The following is a 15,778-nucleotide window of genomic DNA, read 5'->3' on the forward strand; positions in this document are numbered from 1 at the left end:
CCCCTCACCAGCGGACGGGCTCCCGGTCCTCGCGCCGGTGCGCCGCGGGCCGGGAGCGCCACGGCAGACCCGCCCCGATCGGGGCGGTGTCCGCCGCCCTCCGCACCCGCAGCAGCACCAGCAGACCGAGGGCCAGCGACACGAAGAGCCCACGGCTGGCGTTGACGTCCCCCGACGTCGACACGGCGACCGCGTTGAACGCCAGCATCGCGAGGACGAACCCGGCGAGGGCGTCCGACCGCGCCGCGCCCCACAGCCGCACCGCCATCACCAGACAGAGCAGGATGAAGGCGCCGCCCACCAGCCAGCCCGCCTCGGCGAGCAGTTCCAGCCAGATGTTGTGCGGGTAGTTGTGCTCGAGCATCCAGGAGTGGCTGGTCCAGTTGCCGTAGCCGACGCCTCCCGGGTGCTCGGCGATGATCGACATCGTGCGGTCGCGCATCTCCGTCCGCGCGGTCCCGGCCAGTTCGTTCGACGGATCCACGACGAAGGCGTACATCCGCGGCGGAAGCAGCGACGGCAGCGCCAGCACCACGACGACCAACGCGCCCAACAGGCCGACGCCGACCCACTCGCGGCGCCCGTGGCGGATCTTCCGCCGCAGGCCGGACAGGACGAGGACGAACAACGCGACGACCGTCGCCACCAGCGGCCCACGGGATCCGGTGGCGAACAGCCCCAGCGCGAGCAGCACGACGAGGCCGGAGGCGACCGCCATGGACAGTCGCCGACAGAAGTAGAGCCAGATGCAGGCGACGACCGCGATGCCGATGGCCCGGGCCAACCAGATGGGATTGGAGCCGAATCCCGCCGCCCGATCTTCACCCGAACCGCTGGCCAGCGCGGCGACGGCCAGTACGCCGCCGCAGCCGACCAGGGCCAGGGCGAACGCCTCGATGTCCCGCTGGCTCCGGATGACCGCGACGGCCGCGGTGGCGAGCAGGGTCACGGTGACGAGCAGGAAGAACTTGAGCTGGCCGTACTCCGTCTCCGGCCGGTGCAGGACGCCGGGCAGGGCGAGGACACCGAACACCACCACGGCCCAGAGGACGACGACCCGGGCCCGCGACTCCGGCCGCAGGATCTCGTTGAAGATGATCAGCACGGCGAGGGCCGCGGCGGTGAGCAGGAAGGCCCGACCGATCTGGCGTGGAAACTGGTCGAAGTTAAGCAGGAGCATCACGGTGACCGCACGCAGCAGCGTGGACCAGGTGCCCGTGCGGCGTCCGGGTCGCGTCGTCGGGAGCGGGCCGGCCGCCACCGGCATGACGAGCCGGCTCACACCGCGCGCTCCGCCCGGTACCGGGCCAGGTTGGCCGGGTCGAGGAACCACTCCACGGTCGCCTTCAGACCATCGTCGAGCGTGGCGACGGGCTGCCACCCGGTGGCCGTACGCAGCAGACGGTTGTCGCCCACCAGCCGCTCCACCTCGGAGTCGGCCGGGCGCAGCCGCGCCTCGGAGACCCGGATCTGCGGTTCGCTGCCGAACATCGCCGCGATCCGGCGCACGAGTTCCCCGATGGCCGTCTCCTGACCGGTGGCCGCCTGGAAGACCCGACCCACCACGGCCGACTCCGGCGCCATGCCGACGGCGCGGAACGCGGCCACGGTGTCGGTGACGTAGAGCAGGTCCCGGGTGGTACGCAGCGCGCCCAGCTCCACCGCACCGGTCCCCCGCGCCAACTGGCTGACGATGGTCGGGATGACCGCCCGGGTGGACTGCCGGGGACCGTACGTGTTGAAGGGCCGCAGGGTGACCACCGGCAGCCCGAAGCTGAGGTGGTAGCTCTCGGCCAGCTTGTCGGCGCCGATCTTCGTGGCGGCGTACGGGGACTGCCCACGCAGCCGGTGTTCCTCGGTCATCGGTACCGTCGTCGCGGTGCCGTACACCTCGCTGGTGGAGGTGACCACGACCCGTCCGGTGCCGGCGGACCGGGCGCTCTCCAGCACGTTCAGGGTGCCGGTGATGTTGGTGTCGACGTAGGACTGCGGCGCGAGGTAGGAGTACGGGATGCCGCCCAACGCGGCCAGGTGGTAGACGACGGAGGCGCCGTCGACCAGGCGTTGGACCATGCCGCGGTCCCGGATGTCCCCGGCGACCACCTCGACGTCGGCGAGCTGCTCGGGGCTGAACGTGTCCAGCCAGCCGTGCGTGCCGGCACCGTTGTAGTGCACGAAGGCGCGCACCCGGTGACCGGCGGCGGCGAGGGCCTCGACCAGGTGCGAGCCGATGAAGCCGCCCGCACCGGTGACCACCACCGGATCCGCGACGGGGTGTGCCGTCATGTCCTCTGCTCCTTCTTCTGCTGGCGGCCCGCAGGGGCCGGGGTGGCGTCAGCCGGCCGGTGCGAACGGGCGGACCTCGGACGCGGCGGCCGCCGCGTGCCAGACGGTCCGGATCGAGTCGGCCAGGTCGTGTCGGGGCGCCCAGCCCAACGTGGAGCGGGCACGGCGGATGTCGGCGCGGATCCAGTCGACCGCCGCCGACCGGGTTGGTGGGGTGCGGTCCTCGGTGAGGCGTACCGTCGTGCCCGCCGTCTCGACCAGGAGCCGCACCGCGTCGCGGACCCCGACGGCACGGCCGCTGCCGACGTTGACGAGCCGGACCGGGAGGGCGGGGGCGTGTACGGCGGCGCGCACCGCCGCCGCCACGTCGCGGACGTCGACGAAGTCGCGGTGGGCGTCCAGTGGACCGGTGCGCAGCTCGGCGCCGGGGGTGGGCCGGCCGAGCTGCGCGGCGACCCGCCCGAGCAGCGTCGTCGCCGGGAGTCCCGGACCGATCGGGTTGAAGACCCGCAGCACCACGGCGTCGACCCGGCCCGCGCGGGCCGCCAGCTCGGTCAACCGGGTGGCCGCGGCCTGGCTGACGCCGTAGTCGCTGACCGGTTCCGCCGGGTCGTCCTCGCTCACCGACGCCCCGAACGGTGTCGGTCCGTACTCGGCCGCCGATCCGAGCCGCACCAGGCGGGCCATGGGCGCCGCGACCGCGACCGCCTCCACCAACCGCGCGGCGACGACCGTGTTCGCCAGCACGAGGTCGGCCGCGGTGCCGCTCACCGCGCCCGCGCAGGTGACCACCGCGTCGGGGCGTACGGAGGTGAGCAGTGCGCGCAGCTCCTCGGTGTCGCAGCGGGTGAGGTCGCACTCGGCGCGGGTGGGGCAGACCAGGTCGCCGTCGACTTCCAGGGCCCGCCGGACATGTGTCCCGAGGAAGCCCGAGGCGCCGAGGACGAGGATCCTTTTCATACCGCGGAGGGTGCCCGCGCGGGCAGCAGCATCGGCTCCACCTCGGCGAAGCAGCGGTTGGCCTCGTCGTAGTCCTCGGGGCGGCCGATGTCGAGCCAGTAGCCGTCGAACGCGTAGCCGGCTGGCGGCTCACCCCGGCGCAGCAGGTCCAGCACCAGTTCGTCGAACCCGAAGGGCATGCCGGCCGGGTACCCGGCGATGGTGCTGCGGGAGAGCCCGTAGACGCCCATGCTGACCCGGTAGTCCAGGACCGGCTTCTCCGAGAAGGAGGAGATCTTGTCACCCTCCAGCTCGAGCACACCGAAATCGATCTTCACCGTCCGCCGGTAGGTGGCGACGGTCAGCGGCGCCCCGGAGAGCCGGTGCGTGGCGAGCAGGTCGGCGTAGTCGAGGTCGGTGAGGACGTCGCCGTTCATGACGAGGAAGTGCTCGGGAAGCTCGTCGCGCAGGTTGAACAGCGGGCCGATGGTGGACAGTGGCTCCCGCTCCTCGGCGTACCGCACGACGAGCCCGAAACGCGAGCCGTCGCCGACGAACGCCCGGATCAGCGAACCGAGGTGATTGATGGCCAGCGTGACATGGGTGAAGCCACGTGCCGCCAACTGCCGGAGGATGATCTCCAGGATGGCGTAGTTCTCGCCGATCGGCACCAGTGGCTTCGGCAGCGTCGACGTGTAGGGGCGCAGTCGTACGCCCGCACCGCCGGCCATGATCACGACATGCATCGCCCCTCCGCTCGTCGCGCGACGCCTTTCATTGCCTGGTCAACGAGCAGGGCAGACGCAAGGTACGCATGACGCCCGCTCTTGTCACCCCGGCTGAAGGCGGCCGACAGAGCCGATCGGTCCCGCGGACCACGCCGCACCTGTGCGTTCCGGCCACCCGGCAGGCCCGGCCTGTGGTGAGCTGTAGCCATGGAACGGATCCGGCTCGGGCTGGTGCTGCACCCGACCCGGGACGTGACCGAGGTGGTGGAGATCATCGAACGCTGGGCGGACCGGCAGGGGGTGACCCTCGCGGTCCGCGCCGAGGACAGCCACCGGGTGCCGGCGAGCGTCGAGCCACTGCCCGTCGACCAGGTGCCGGTGGTCTGCGACGCGCTGATCAGCATCGGCGGGGACGGCACGATGCTCGGCGCGCTGCGTTCGGCCGTGAACGACCCGAAGCCGGTGCTCGGCGTGCACCTGGGCCGGCTGGGGTTCCTGGTGGAGGTCGAGCCGCCGGAGCTGCCGGCGGCGCTGGACCGGCTGGCCGCTCGGGACTTCACGGTGGAACGGCACAGCTGCCTCGTCTGCGACGTGTGCGGCGACGACGTCGTGGCCTTCAACGACATCGCGCTGGTGCGGCAGCCCGGCGCCGGCTTCGTGTCCGCCACCCTCGCGGTGGACGGTCAGCGGTACGGCTTCTACCGCTGCGACGCGCTGGTGGTGAGCACCCCGAGCGGCTCCACCGCGTACAGCTACGCCGCCGGCGGCCCCCTGGTCTCGCCCGCCAGTGATGCCGTGGTGGTGACCCCGTCGGCGCCGATGGCGGGCATCTCAAGGGCGGTGGTGCTCTCCCCCGACGAGGCCATCCAGTTGGAGCTGACGCCGGGCTCCGCCCCGGTCGCGGTCGAGATGGACGGCCGGATCTTCCGGGAGGCCGCCACCTCCGGCGCGTTGCAGGTGCGCTACCGCCGCGACGCCGGCCTGGTGGTACGCCTCGACCCGCGCCGCTACCAGGAGCGCAACCAGCTCAAGCTCAGCCTGCTGGACCTGCCGCTACTGCCCGAGCAGTTGCGCGAACTGCTCCCCGAGAACCTGCGCGAGCAGCTCAACCGTCGCCAGCTTCCGCCGCCCCGCTGACCGGTGGGTCAGGGCTTGGCCAGGACGCTGGACACCAGCTCCTTCGCCTCGGTCTGGATGCGGGCCAGGTGCTCCGGTCCCTGGAAGGACTCGGCGTAGATCTTGTAGACGTCCTCGGTGCCCGACGGCCGGGCGGCGAACCAGCCGGACTCCGTGGTCACCTTCAGCCCGCCGATCGGCGCGTCGTTGCCCGGCGCGGTGGTGAGGGTCGCGGTGATCGGCTCGCCGGCCAGCTCGGTGGCGGTCACCTGCTCCGGCGAGAGCTTGCCGAGCACGGCCTTCTCCTCCCGGGTGGCGGGCGCGTCGATGCGGGCGTACGCGGGCGCGCCGAAGCGCTCGGCCAGCTCCGTCCAGTGCTGGCTGGGGGTGCGTCCCGTGGTCGCGATGATCTCGGCGGCGAGCAGGCAGAGCAGGAGGCCGTCCTTGTCGGTGGTCCACGTGCCGCCGTCGCGGCGCAGGAAGGACGCCCCCGCGCTCTCCTCGCCGCCGAAGCCCACCGCGCCGTCGAGCAGCCCCGGCACGAACCACTTGAAGCCGACCGGCACCTCTAGCAGCGGGCGGCCCAGGTCGGCGGCGACCCGGTCGATCATCGAGGAGGAGACCAGCGTCTTGCCGACGGCGGCGGCCGGCCCCCACTCCGTCCGGGTGCGGAACAGGTGGGCGATCGCCACCGCGAGGTAGTGGTTGGGGTTCATCAGGCCGCCGTCGGGCGTGACGATGCCGTGCCGGTCGGCGTCGGCGTCGTTACCGGTGGAGACCTGGTAGTCGGCGCGGGCGGCGATCAGCGAGGCCATCGCGTTCGGCGAGGAGCAGTCCATCCGGATCTTGCCGTCGCCGTCCAGGGTCATGAACCGCCAGGTCGGGTCGACCGTCGGGTTGACCACGGTCAGGTCCAGCCCGTGCCGCTCGGCGATCTCGCCCCAGTAGGCCACGCTCGCGCCGCCGAGCGGGTCGGCGCCGATGCGCACCCCGGCGTCGCGGATCGCGGCCACGTCGATCGCCGCCGGCAGGTCGTCGACGTAGCGGGCGAGGAAGTCGTACGACCCGGTGGTGTCGGCGGCGCGTGCCCGGGCGTACGGGATGCGCCGGACCTCCTTCAGGCCGCCGGCGAGGATCGCGTTGGCGCGGTCCTGGATCCACCTCGTGACGTCGGAGTCGGCGGGGCCGCCGTGGGTGGGGTTGTACTTGAAGCCGCCGTCGTCGGGCGGGTTGTGCGACGGGGTGATGACGATGCCGTCGGCGAGCCCGCTGGTGCGCCCCCGGTTGTGGGCGAGGATGGCGTGCGACACCGCCGGGGTGGGGGTGTAGCCGTCGCGGCTGTCCAGCAGCACGGTGACCTCGTTGGCGGCGAGCACCTCGATCGCGTCCACGGCGGCCGGGGCCGAGAGCGCGTGGGTGTCGCGGCCGAGGAAGAGCGGACCGTCCAGGCCCCGCTCCCGCCGGTAGTCGCACAGCGCCTGGGTGACCGCGAGGATGTGGTCGGAGTTGAACGCGTTGCGCAGGCTCGACCCGCGGTGCCCGGACGTGCCGAAGGAGACCTGCTGCGCCGGGTCCTGCGGGTCGGGGTGCTCGGCGTAGTAGGCGGTCACCAGCCGCGGCACGTCGACCAGGTCGGCGGGCTGGGCGGGCTTGCCGGCCCGGGGATGACTGCTCACGGTTCCACCTTCTGTCCCTTGCCGATGACCACGATGCCGTTGTCGGAGACGGTGTAGCGCTGCCGGTCCTTCTCCAGGTCGACGCCGATCTCCGCGCCCTCGGGCACGACCACGTTCTTGTCGAGGATGGCCCGGCGGACGACCGCGTGCCGGCCGATGTCGACCCCCTCCATGAGCACCGCGCCGTCCACGTGCGCCCAGGAGTGCACCTTCACCTTGGGCGAGACGACCGAGTTCTCCACCAGGGAGCCGGAGATCACCGCGCCGGGCGAGACCATCGAGGCGACCGCCCGGCCGACCCGCTCGCCCCACTGGTGCACGAACTTGGCGGGCGGGTAGGTGAGCTGCCCGGTGTAGATGGGCCACTCGAAGTTGTAGAGGTTGAACACGGGGTGCACGTTGATCAGGTCCATGTGGGCGTCGTAGAAGGAGTCGAGCGTCCCCACGTCGCGCCAGTAGCCGCGGTCCCGGTCGGTGCTGCCCGGCACCTCGTTGTCGCGGAAGTCGTAGACGTTGGCCTCGCCGCGCTCCACGAGCATCGGGATGATGCTGCCGCCCATGTCGTGCTTGCTGGTCTTGTCCTCCGCGTCGCGCTCGACCGCCTCGCACAGCGCCTTCGTGCTGAACACGTAGTTGCCCATCGAGGCGTAGATCTCGTCGGGCGCGTCGGGCAGGCCGACCGCGTCGGTGGGCTTCTCGCGGAACGCCCGGATCCGCCGGCCGTCCTCGCCGACCTCGATCACGCCGAACTGGTCGGCCATCGACAGCGGCTGCCGGATGCCGGCCACGGTGACGCCGGCGCCGGAGGCGATGTGGTCCTCCACCATCTGGCGCGGATCCATCCGGTAGATGTGGTCGGCGCCGAAGACGATCACGTGGTCCGGCTGCTCGTCGTGGATCAGGTTGAAGCTCTGGTAGATCGCGTCGGCGGAGCCGGCGAACCACCACGGGCCGCGCCGCTGCTGCGCCGGCACGGGCGTGACGTAGTTGCCGAGCAGGGTCGACATCCGCCACGTCTTGGTGATGTGCCGGTCCAGCGAGTGGGACTTGTACTGGGTCAGCACGACGATCTTCAGATAGCCGGCGTTCGCCAGGTTGGACAGAACGAAGTCGACCATGCGGTACATCCCGCCGAACGGGACGGCCGGCTTGGCCCGGTCCGTGGTGAGCGGCATGAGGCGCTTGCCTTCTCCGCCGGCCAGGACGATCGCGAGCACCTTGGCAGCCATGTCCAGACGCTATCTACCGCGCCGTCACTTCACCACTCGTACGGGCACAGTTCCACAGCCGGTGCGGCGGCGCCATCTGCACTAGGGTGCCGTTCATGAACGACTCCGCCGGGCTGCGCGTCGACCTGCTGACCCGTGAGTACCCGCCCGAGGTGTACGGCGGCGCCGGCGTGCACGTCGAGTACCTGGCCCGTGAGCTGCGCCGACTCGCCGACGTACGGGTGCACTGCTTCGGCGCGCCACGCTCGGAGCCGGGCGTCGCCGCGTACGCCGAGCCGGCGGGCCTGACCGGCGCGAACGCCGCGCTGCGGACGATGGGCGTGGACCTGGAGATGGCGGCGGCGTGCGCCGGCACCGACGTGGTGCACAGCCACACCTGGTACGCCAACTTCGCCGGGCACACGGCGAAGCTGCTGCACGGCGTGCCGCACGTGGTGACCGCGCACAGCCTGGAGCCGCTGCGGCCGTGGAAGGCCGAGCAGCTCGGCGGCGGCTACGCGCTCTCCTCCTGGTGCGAGCGCACGGCGTTCGAGGCGGCCGACGCGATCATCGCGGTCAGCGAGGGGATGCGTCGCGACGTGCTGACCGCCTACCCGGCGGTCAACCCGGACCGGGTGCGGGTGGTGCACAACGGCATCGACACGGCGCAGTATGCCCCGGACCACGGCACGGACGTCGTGGACCGGCTCGGAATCGACCCGGCCCGGCCCAGCGTGGTGTACGTGGGGCGGATCACCCGGCAGAAGGGCCTGCCCTACCTGCTGCGCGCGGCGCGCGACCTGCCGGCGGACACCCAACTGGTGCTGCTCGCCGGCGCGCCGGACACCCCGGAGATCGCCGCCGAGGTGGAGGGCCTGGTGAGCGAGCTGCGGGCGAACCGCTCCGGCGTGGTGTGGGTGGCCGAGATGCTGCCGAAGCACGAGGTGATCCAGGTGCTCACCCACGCCACCGTCTTCGTCTGCCCCTCCGTATACGAGCCGATGGGCATCGTGAACCTGGAGGCGATGGCGTGCGAGACGGCGGTGGTGGCCACCGCCACCGGCGGCATCCCCGAGGTGGTCGCCGACGGCGAGACCGGGCTGCTGGTCGGAATCGAGCAGGCCACCGACGGCTCCGGCCGGCCGCTGGACCCGGGTCGGTTCGTCGCCGACCTCGCGGCGCGGATCAACGAGGTGCTCGCCGATCCGGGCCGCGCCAAGGAACTCGGGCTGGCGGGCCGGAGCCGGGCGGTCGAGCACTTCTCCTGGGACGCCCTCGCCCGACGGACGCTCGAGGTCTACCACTCAGTGCGGTGAAGACCGTCGGCCGTGACCCGACGCGTGTTCGTCGCGGTACCGGCCCCGCCGGGGCCGGTACGATGCCGGCATGAGCGCAGAGGCGGTTGGCAGGTCGATGCCCCCGGTCGTGACGCTCGACGATCTGGCCGCGATGATGGCCGCGGACGAGCATCACCGGTACGAGATCAGCCCTGAGGGAGTTCTCTCGATCATGCCGCCGCCGGGATATGCCCATGCGATCATCGCGACCCGGCTCATGGTGTGGCTCGCCCAGGGCGATGTGCCGGCGGACCGCATCGCCCAGGCGGTCGGGCTACGCATCCCGGGCCGCAGCGGCGGGGTCGGCGGGCGCATCCCCGATCTGGTTGTCTGGAGCAAGACCCAGTCCGACGGGGTGTGGCTGCCGGCCGGTGACGTCCTTCTCGTGGTCGAGATCGTTTCGCCCGGGTCCGAGGGCATCGACACGGTGACCAAGCGCGGCGAGTACGCCACGGCCGGCATCCCGCAGTACTGGATCGTGGAGCAGGACCCGGCACAGACCGTCACGATGCACACCTTGGACGGCGAAGACTACGGCGTACGGGCACGCATGCCGCTCGCCTGGGTGCTCAACACCAGTCCCGCCGAGCACGACCTCGGCTGACCGGAGGCGGAGCCGGCGGTAGGGTCGCCGGGTGCCCGATGCGATCTTCGCCCATCCGCTGCTCGCACCGGTCTACGACGCCTTCGACGGGGACCGCGACGATCTGGCCGCCTACCTGGCGATCGCTGACGAACTGAACGCCAGGATGGTGCTCGACGTCGGCTGCGGAACCGGGTCGCTGGCGATCCAGCTCGCCGAACTCGGCCACCCGGTCGTCGGCGTCGACCCGGCCGAGGCGTCGCTCGAAGTGGCACGGTCGAAGGATCCGACGGGGAAGGTCCGCTGGATCCGTGGCGACGCCACCGCGCTGCCGGCGATCGGGGTCGACCTGGCCACGATGACCGGGAACGTCGCCCAGGTCTTCCGCACCGACGCCGACTGGGTACAGGCCCTCCGGGGCATCCACGGCGCTCTCCGCCCGGGCGGCCACCTCGTCTTCGAGACCAGACGCCCCAAGCGTCGCGCGTGGGAGGCGTGGGCGGACGCCGCTCCGGTCAGTCGTGACGTCCCGGGCGTCGGGCCGGTGGAACAACGGCTGGAGGTCACCGAGATCGACCTGCCGTTCGTCTCCTTCCGGCACACGTACCGGTTCCTGGCCGATGGTGTGGTCGTCACGTCGGACTCGACTCTCCGGTTCCGCAGCCGCGACGAGGTCGAGTCGAGTCTGGCCGCCAACGGCTACCGGGTCCTCGACGTGCGGGATGCACCCGACCGCCCGGGTCGGGAGTTCGTGTTCGTCGCGCAACGGTCGAACTAGACCCTCAGGGTCGCGGCGAGGCGGGCCAGGCCGGCGGGGGCGGCGGCGTACCGGGCCACGGTGGCGACCAGGTCGCGCACCGCCGGCCGGTCGTGCACCTCGCTGTGCGCGGTGCGTTCGGCGTCCAGCAGCGCCCGCCCCGCCCGGACCATGTCGCCGGCGAGAGCGTGTACGCGGGCCACGTCGAGCAGGTACGCCGCCCGGTGCTCGGGCGGCAGCCAACCCCACTGCTCACCGCAGACCAGCCGCTCGTGCCGTACCGTCGCAGCCTGCACGTCTCCGACGGCGGCCTCGGCCACCACCCGCGCCGCCTCGACCGACGCCCGGCCGAAGCCGCCGCCGACCGCTGCCGCCGCCTCGGCCTGGTCGAGCAGGGCGGCCACCCGGCGCTCGTCTCCCCGGCCGGCGGCGGCGAGGGCGGCCTGGAGCAGCAACGTCACGTGCAGCGACGGGGCACCGTCACCGGCCGGCGGCAGGGCACCCTCGGCCGACTCGCCCGGCGGGAGACGGCGGGCGGCCACGAGCGCCGTCTCCATCGCGGAGCGCCGCAGTAGATCTTGGCAGGAAACGGCCCCTCAAGGGGCCGATTCGTACCAAGATCTACGCCGCCACTGCCCACGCCCGCCAGCCACCGCGCCCTGAGGGGCTGCGGGCACCAGGTATCCGCGGCCCTGACCGGACCTCTGATGAACAAGTCAGGAGGGAGGGCGATGGGGTGCTTGGCCGCGCGCGAAAGGATCTCGCGCAGTAGGTTGAACCGGTGACTGGACGGTTCCCGATCGAAGACGTCTCCCCCGTCGTCTCCTGCGGTCGCTACCCGGCCAAGGCGGTGGTCGACGAGCCGGTGCCGGTGTCGGCCCGCGCCTACCGGGAGGGCCACGACGCGCTCGGCTGCAACGTGGTCTGGCGCGGCCCCGACGGGCGGGCGCGGCCGTTCACCCGGATGCGCCCCGGCGAGCCGGGGCAGGACCGCTGGCACGCCGTGATCCGCCCCGACGCGGTCGGCGAGTGGACCTTCACGGTGGAGGCGTTCCAGGACCCTTACCTGACCTGGCAGAACGCGGTCACCAAGAAGATCGCCGCCGGGCAGGGGCCACAGGAGCTGGCCAACGACCTCGCCGAGGGCGTACGGCTGCTGACCGCCGCGGTCGAGCTGGTGCCGGCCGGCGACGCGGGGCGGATCCGCGCGGCGGTGGCGGCGCTGGGTGACGCCGGGAAGGAGCTGCCCGGACGGGTGGCCCCGGCGCTGGAGCTGGCCACCCTGCTCTGGGAGCACCCCGTCCGGGAGCTGGTCACCGCCGGCGAGGAGCACCGGCTCTGGGTGGACCGGCGGCGGGCGCTCTTCTCGGCCTGGTACGAGTTCTTCCCCCGCTCCGAGGGGGCCGTCCCGGCGACCGTCGATGCCCCGGCGCGCTCCGGCACGTTCGCCACCGCCGTCGAGCGCCTGCCGGGCGTCGCCGCGATGGGCTTCGACGTGCTCTACCTGCCGCCGATCCACCCGATCGGCCGGGTCAACCGCAAGGGCCGCAACAACGCGCTCACCGCCGGGCCGGACGACGTCGGCTCGCCGTGGGCGATCGGCGCCGCCGAGGGCGGCCACGACGCCATCCACCCCGATCTGGGTACGCCGGAGGACTTCCGGGACTTCGTGGCCGCCGCCGCCGAGCAGGGCCTCGAGGTGGCGATGGACCTGGCGTTGCAGTGCGCGCCGGACCACCCGTGGGTGACCGAGCACCCGGAGTGGTACACCACCCGGGCCGACGGCAGCATCGCGTACGCGGAGAACCCGCCGAAGAAGTACCAGGACATCTACCCGCTGAACTTCGACAACGATCCGGAGGGCATCCGGGCGGAGGTCCTGCGGGTGGTGCTGCACTGGGTCGGCGAGGGCATCCGGATCTTCCGGGTCGACAACCCGCACACCAAGCCGTTCGACTTCTGGCACTGGCTGATCGCCGAGGTGAAGGAGGTCGACCCGGACGTGCTCTTCCTCGCCGAGGCGTTCACCCGGCCGGCGATCATGCACGGGCTGGGCAAGATCGGCTTCACCCAGTCGTACACGTACTTCACCTGGCGCACGTCGGCGGCGGAGATGCGGGCGTACTGCGAGGAGCTGGTCGAGGCGGCCGACTACATGCGGCCCAACTTCTGGCCCAACACGCCGGACATCCTGCACTCCTCGTTGCAGCACGGCGGCCCGCCGATGTTCAAGATCCGGGCGGTGCTGGCCGCGCTGCTCTCCCCCTCCTGGGGCATGTACGCCGGCTACGAGCTGTTCGAGCACACCGCCCGCCGCGGCGCGGAGGAGTACCTCGACAACGAGAAGTACGAGCTGCGCCCCCGCGACTGGGCCGGCGCGCAGGCCCAGGGCCGCTCGCTGGCCCCGTTCATCGCCGTGCTGAACCGGGTGCGCCGGGAGAACCCGGCCCTGCACCAGCTGCGCAACCTGGTCTTCCACGAGATCGACAACCCGGCGCTGCTCTGCTGGTCGAAGCACGACCCGGGCACGGGCAACACGGTCCTCGTCGTCTGCTCGTTCGACCCGCAGGGCGTGCAGTGGGGCAACACCACGCTGGACATGCCCGCGCTCGGGCTGGACTGGCACGACCGGTTCACGGTGCGCGACGAGCTGACCGGCGCCAGCTACGACTGGGGCCAGCGCAACGCCGTACGCCTCGACCCGTACCTGCAACCGGCGCACGTGCTGACGGTGCGGCTACCCGCGCCCGCTGTCGGCCCCGTACCGGCCCAGGCGGCGCCGGACCTGACCGTCGAAGACGTTCCCGACGACCTCTCGGGCGGCACCGCGCCCACCGTTCCCGCCCAGAAGGACGACGCCCGATGGACCAGCTGATCGCCGGCGCCACGCACGACCCGCACGCCGTCCTCGGCGCGCACCCGGCCGACGGGCGGACCCTCGTCCGGACGCTGCGCCGGGGCGCCGCCGACGTCGCCCTCGTCGTCGACGGCGAGCGGCACCCGATGCGGCGGGTGCACGACGTCGGCGTGTTCGAGGCGGAGGTCGCGGACGAGGTGCTCGACTACCGCGTCGAGGTCGACGGCCGGCTCCACGACGACCCGTACCGCTACCCGCCCACCCTGGGCGAGCTGGACCTGCACCTGATCGGCGAGGGCCGGCACGAGCGGCTCTGGGAGGCCCTCGGCGCGCGGGTCTTCGACGAGGGCGTGGCGTTCTCCGTCTGGGCGCCGAACGCGCGCGGGGTCCGGGTGGTCGGGGACTTCGCGGGCTGGGCGCCGGACGACGGCTGGCCGATGCGCTCGCTCGGCGGCAGCGGGGTGTGGGAGCTGTTCGTCCCCGGCGTCGGGGCGGGCGCCCGCTACAAGTACCGCATCCTGGGCGCCGACGGGCAGTGGCGGGACAAGGCCGACCCCCTGGCGGCGTACGCGGAGGTGCCGCCGGCCACCGCGTCGGTGGTGCACCACTCGACGTACGAGTGGGGCGACGCCGACTGGCTGGCGCGGCGGGGCCGGCGGCAGCCGCACCAGGAGCCGATGAGCGTCTACGAGGTGCACCTCGGCTCGTGGCGCCCCGGGCTGAGCTACCGGGAGCTGGCCGAGCAGCTGACCGCGTACGTCACCGAGCTGGGCTTCACGCACGTGGAGTTCCTGCCCGTGATGGAGCACCCGTTCGGCGGCTCCTGGGGCTACCAGGTCACCGGCTACTACGCGCCCACGTCCCGCTTCGGCGACCCCGACGAGTTCCGGCACCTCGTGGACGCCCTGCACGCCGCCGGGATCGGCGTGATCCTGGACTGGGTGCCCGCGCACTTCCCCAAGGACGAGTGGGCGCTGGCCCGCTTCGACGGCACCGCCCTCTACGAGCACCCCGACCCGCGCCGGGGCGAGCACCCCGACTGGGGCACGTACGTCTTCGACTTCGGCCGCCCGGAGGTGCGCAACTTCCTCGTCGCCAACGCGCTCTACTGGTGCGACCAGTTCCACGTCGACGGGCTGCGGGTGGACGCGGTGGCCTCGATGCTCTACCTGGACTACTCGCGCCAGGAGGGGCAGTGGCTGCCCAACCGCCACGGCGGCCGGGAGAACCTGGAGGCCATCGCGCTCATGCAGGAGGTGAACGCGACGGTCTACAAGCACCACGCCGGGGTGGTGCTGATCGCCGAGGAGTCCACCGCCTGGCCGGGCGTCACCCGCGCCACGGCCGACGGCGGGCTCGGCTTCGGGTTCAAGTGGAACATGGGCTGGATGCACGACACCCTGCTCTACACCTCGAAGGACCCGGTCTACCGGCAGCACCACCACCATCAGCTCACGTTCTCCCTGGCGTACGCCTGGAGCGAGAACTACGTGCTGCCGATCAGCCACGACGAGGTGGTGCACGGCAAGGGCTCCCTCGCGGGCAAGATGCCCGGCGACACCTGGCAGCGGCTGGCCAACGTGCGCGCCCTGCTGGCGTACATGTGGGCGCACCCGGGCAAGCAGCTGCTCTTCATGGGCTGCGAGCTGGCCGACGACCGGGAGTGGAGCGAGGAGCGCGGCCTCGACTGGTACCTGCTGCACGACCCGGCCCGCGCCGGCGTGCAGCGGCTCGTCGCCGACCTGAACCGCGTCTACCGGGACACCCCGGCGCTGTGGGCGCAGGACACCGAGCCGGCCGGCTTCCGGTGGATCGCCGGCGACGACGTCGCCAACAACACGGTCTCGTTCGTCCGGATCGCCCCCGACGGCGCGACCCTGGTCTGCGTGGCGAACTTCTCCGCCCGACCGCTGGAGGACTACCGGGTGGGGCTGCCGGCCGGCGGCACCTGGGCGGAGGTGCTCAACACCGACGCCCACCACTACGGCGGCTCGGGGGTCGGCAACCTGGGCGAGGTGCACGCCGAGGACGTGCCGTGGCACGGGCTGCCCGCCTCGGCGGCGCTGCGGGTGCCCCCGCTCGGCGTGCTCTGGCTGCGCCGCGACTGAACGTACGACCTGCCGCCCTACGGGGACGTGTACGTCGAGAGGCGACATCCCGTGTCGCGGTGGGGCGTAGGGGCCCGCCCGCAACCGACGAGATCCGACCGACGCCCCGACTAGCAGGCGAACCTAGCCTCGGGACATGACCTCATCCCGGCCTCTCCGACGCCTCAACCGGCCCCCTGGTGA

The 15,778-nt window shown here is 72.4% G+C and carries 13 protein-coding genes; 6 read left to right on the forward strand and 7 right to left on the reverse strand.

Translation table 11 applies throughout. From position 1 onward, the window contains the following. Positions 1-4: 4 nt before the first annotated feature. The 4 genes from GA0070610_RS18180 to GA0070610_RS18195 are packed head-to-tail and all read right to left on the reverse strand — an operon-like array spanning position 5 to position 3,971. Positions 5-1,282: an O-antigen ligase family protein gene (locus GA0070610_RS18180; RefSeq protein ID WP_089001150.1), complete on the reverse strand. Its 1,278-nt coding sequence runs from the start codon at positions 1,280-1,282 to the stop codon at positions 5-7. Next, entirely contained in the window at positions 1,279-2,286 is a 1,008-nt protein-coding gene (locus tag GA0070610_RS18185) for an SDR family NAD(P)-dependent oxidoreductase (protein WP_089001151.1), read from the reverse strand. The genes GA0070610_RS18180 and GA0070610_RS18185 overlap by 4 nt, the downstream gene beginning before the upstream one ends. A gap of 48 nt (positions 2,287-2,334) precedes the next feature. Continuing rightward, positions 2,335-3,246: an NAD-dependent epimerase/dehydratase family protein gene (locus GA0070610_RS18190; RefSeq protein WP_089001152.1), complete on the reverse strand. Its 912-nt coding sequence runs from the start codon at positions 3,244-3,246 to the stop codon at positions 2,335-2,337. After that, complete coding sequence (locus GA0070610_RS18195) at positions 3,243-3,971, reverse strand: nucleotidyltransferase family protein (protein WP_089001153.1); 729 nt, start codon at positions 3,969-3,971, stop codon at positions 3,243-3,245. The genes GA0070610_RS18190 and GA0070610_RS18195 overlap by 4 nt, the downstream gene beginning before the upstream one ends. A gap of 189 nt (positions 3,972-4,160) precedes the next feature. Between GA0070610_RS18195 and GA0070610_RS18200 the strand changes: the two genes are divergently transcribed. Next, entirely contained in the window at positions 4,161-5,090 is a 930-nt protein-coding gene (locus GA0070610_RS18200) for an NAD(+)/NADH kinase (protein WP_089001154.1), read from the forward strand. 8 nt (positions 5,091-5,098) lie between these two features. Here GA0070610_RS18200 and pgm read toward each other — a convergent pair whose 3' ends face one another. Together pgm and glgC are read right to left on the reverse strand one after the other, a co-directional pair. Beyond that, complete coding sequence (gene pgm, locus GA0070610_RS18205) at positions 5,099-6,745, reverse strand: phosphoglucomutase (alpha-D-glucose-1,6-bisphosphate-dependent) (RefSeq protein WP_089001155.1); 1,647 nt, start codon at positions 6,743-6,745, stop codon at positions 5,099-5,101. Next, positions 6,742-7,974 carry a glucose-1-phosphate adenylyltransferase gene (gene glgC / locus GA0070610_RS18210; RefSeq protein WP_089001156.1) on the reverse strand — a complete coding sequence of 411 codons (1,233 nt, stop codon included), beginning with the start codon at positions 7,972-7,974 and terminating at the stop codon, positions 6,742-6,744. Before glgC ends, pgm begins: the two co-directional genes overlap by 4 nt. A 95-nt stretch (positions 7,975-8,069) precedes the next feature. On the opposite strand from glgC, the gene glgA reads away from it, so the two are divergent. The 3 genes from glgA (at position 8,070) to GA0070610_RS18225 (ending at position 10,651) form a co-directional block, all read left to right on the forward strand. After that, a complete protein-coding gene (glgA, locus tag GA0070610_RS18215; RefSeq protein ID WP_089001157.1) occupies positions 8,070-9,269 on the forward strand; it encodes a glycogen synthase in 1,200 nt (399 codons plus the stop codon). A gap of 70 nt (positions 9,270-9,339) precedes the next feature. Continuing rightward, entirely contained in the window at positions 9,340-9,894 is a 555-nt protein-coding gene (locus GA0070610_RS18220; protein ID WP_231925709.1) for a Uma2 family endonuclease, read from the forward strand. 31 nt (positions 9,895-9,925) lie between these two features. Further along, entirely contained in the window at positions 9,926-10,651 is a 726-nt protein-coding gene (locus tag GA0070610_RS18225) for a class I SAM-dependent methyltransferase (protein ID WP_089001158.1), read from the forward strand. Here the strand turns inward: GA0070610_RS18225 and GA0070610_RS18230 are convergent. Beyond that, the gene (locus GA0070610_RS18230) at positions 10,648-11,187 is read right to left on the reverse strand and encodes a hypothetical protein (protein ID WP_089001159.1); all 540 of its coding nucleotides are present in this window, start codon (positions 11,185-11,187) and stop codon (positions 10,648-10,650) included. The genes GA0070610_RS18225 and GA0070610_RS18230 overlap by 4 nt on opposite strands. Positions 11,188-11,411: 224 nt before the next feature. On the opposite strand from GA0070610_RS18230, the gene GA0070610_RS18235 reads away from it, so the two are divergent. Further along, positions 11,412-13,505, forward strand: coding sequence for an alpha-1,4-glucan--maltose-1-phosphate maltosyltransferase (locus GA0070610_RS18235; RefSeq protein WP_089001160.1), 2,094 nt, complete (start codon positions 11,412-11,414; stop codon positions 13,503-13,505). After that, positions 13,493-15,595: a 1,4-alpha-glucan branching protein GlgB gene (gene glgB, locus GA0070610_RS18240; protein ID WP_089001161.1), complete on the forward strand. Its 2,103-nt coding sequence runs from the start codon at positions 13,493-13,495 to the stop codon at positions 15,593-15,595. Before GA0070610_RS18235 ends, glgB begins: the two co-directional genes overlap by 13 nt. The last annotated feature ends 183 nt before the right edge of the window (positions 15,596-15,778 follow it).

It is taken from the genome of Micromonospora echinofusca, assembly GCF_900091445.1.
Taxonomy (GTDB): domain Bacteria; phylum Actinomycetota; class Actinomycetes; order Mycobacteriales; family Micromonosporaceae; genus Micromonospora; species Micromonospora echinofusca.

Excerpts from the sequence above, each read along its gene's own strand:
- glgA (WP_089001157.1), top strand. The coding sequence starts at position 8,070 with ATGAACGACTCCGCCGGGCTGCGCGTCGACCTGCTGACCCGTGAGTAC.
- GA0070610_RS18195 (WP_089001153.1), bottom strand. The coding sequence starts at position 3,971 with ATGCATGTCGTGATCATGGCCGGCGGTGCGGGCGTACGACTGCGCCCC.
- GA0070610_RS18230 (WP_089001159.1), bottom strand. The coding sequence starts at position 11,187 with ATGGAGACGGCGCTCGTGGCCGCCCGCCGTCTCCCGCCGGGCGAGTCG.
- glgB (WP_089001161.1), top strand. The coding sequence starts at position 13,493 with ATGGACCAGCTGATCGCCGGCGCCACGCACGACCCGCACGCCGTCCTC.
- GA0070610_RS18220 (WP_231925709.1), top strand. The coding sequence starts at position 9,340 with ATGAGCGCAGAGGCGGTTGGCAGGTCGATGCCCCCGGTCGTGACGCTC.
- GA0070610_RS18185 (WP_089001151.1), bottom strand. The coding sequence starts at position 2,286 with ATGACGGCACACCCCGTCGCGGATCCGGTGGTGGTCACCGGTGCGGGC.
- GA0070610_RS18200 (WP_089001154.1), top strand. The coding sequence starts at position 4,161 with ATGGAACGGATCCGGCTCGGGCTGGTGCTGCACCCGACCCGGGACGTG.
- glgC (WP_089001156.1), bottom strand. The coding sequence starts at position 7,974 with ATGGCTGCCAAGGTGCTCGCGATCGTCCTGGCCGGCGGAGAAGGCAAG.
- GA0070610_RS18190 (WP_089001152.1), bottom strand. The coding sequence starts at position 3,246 with ATGAAAAGGATCCTCGTCCTCGGCGCCTCGGGCTTCCTCGGGACACAT.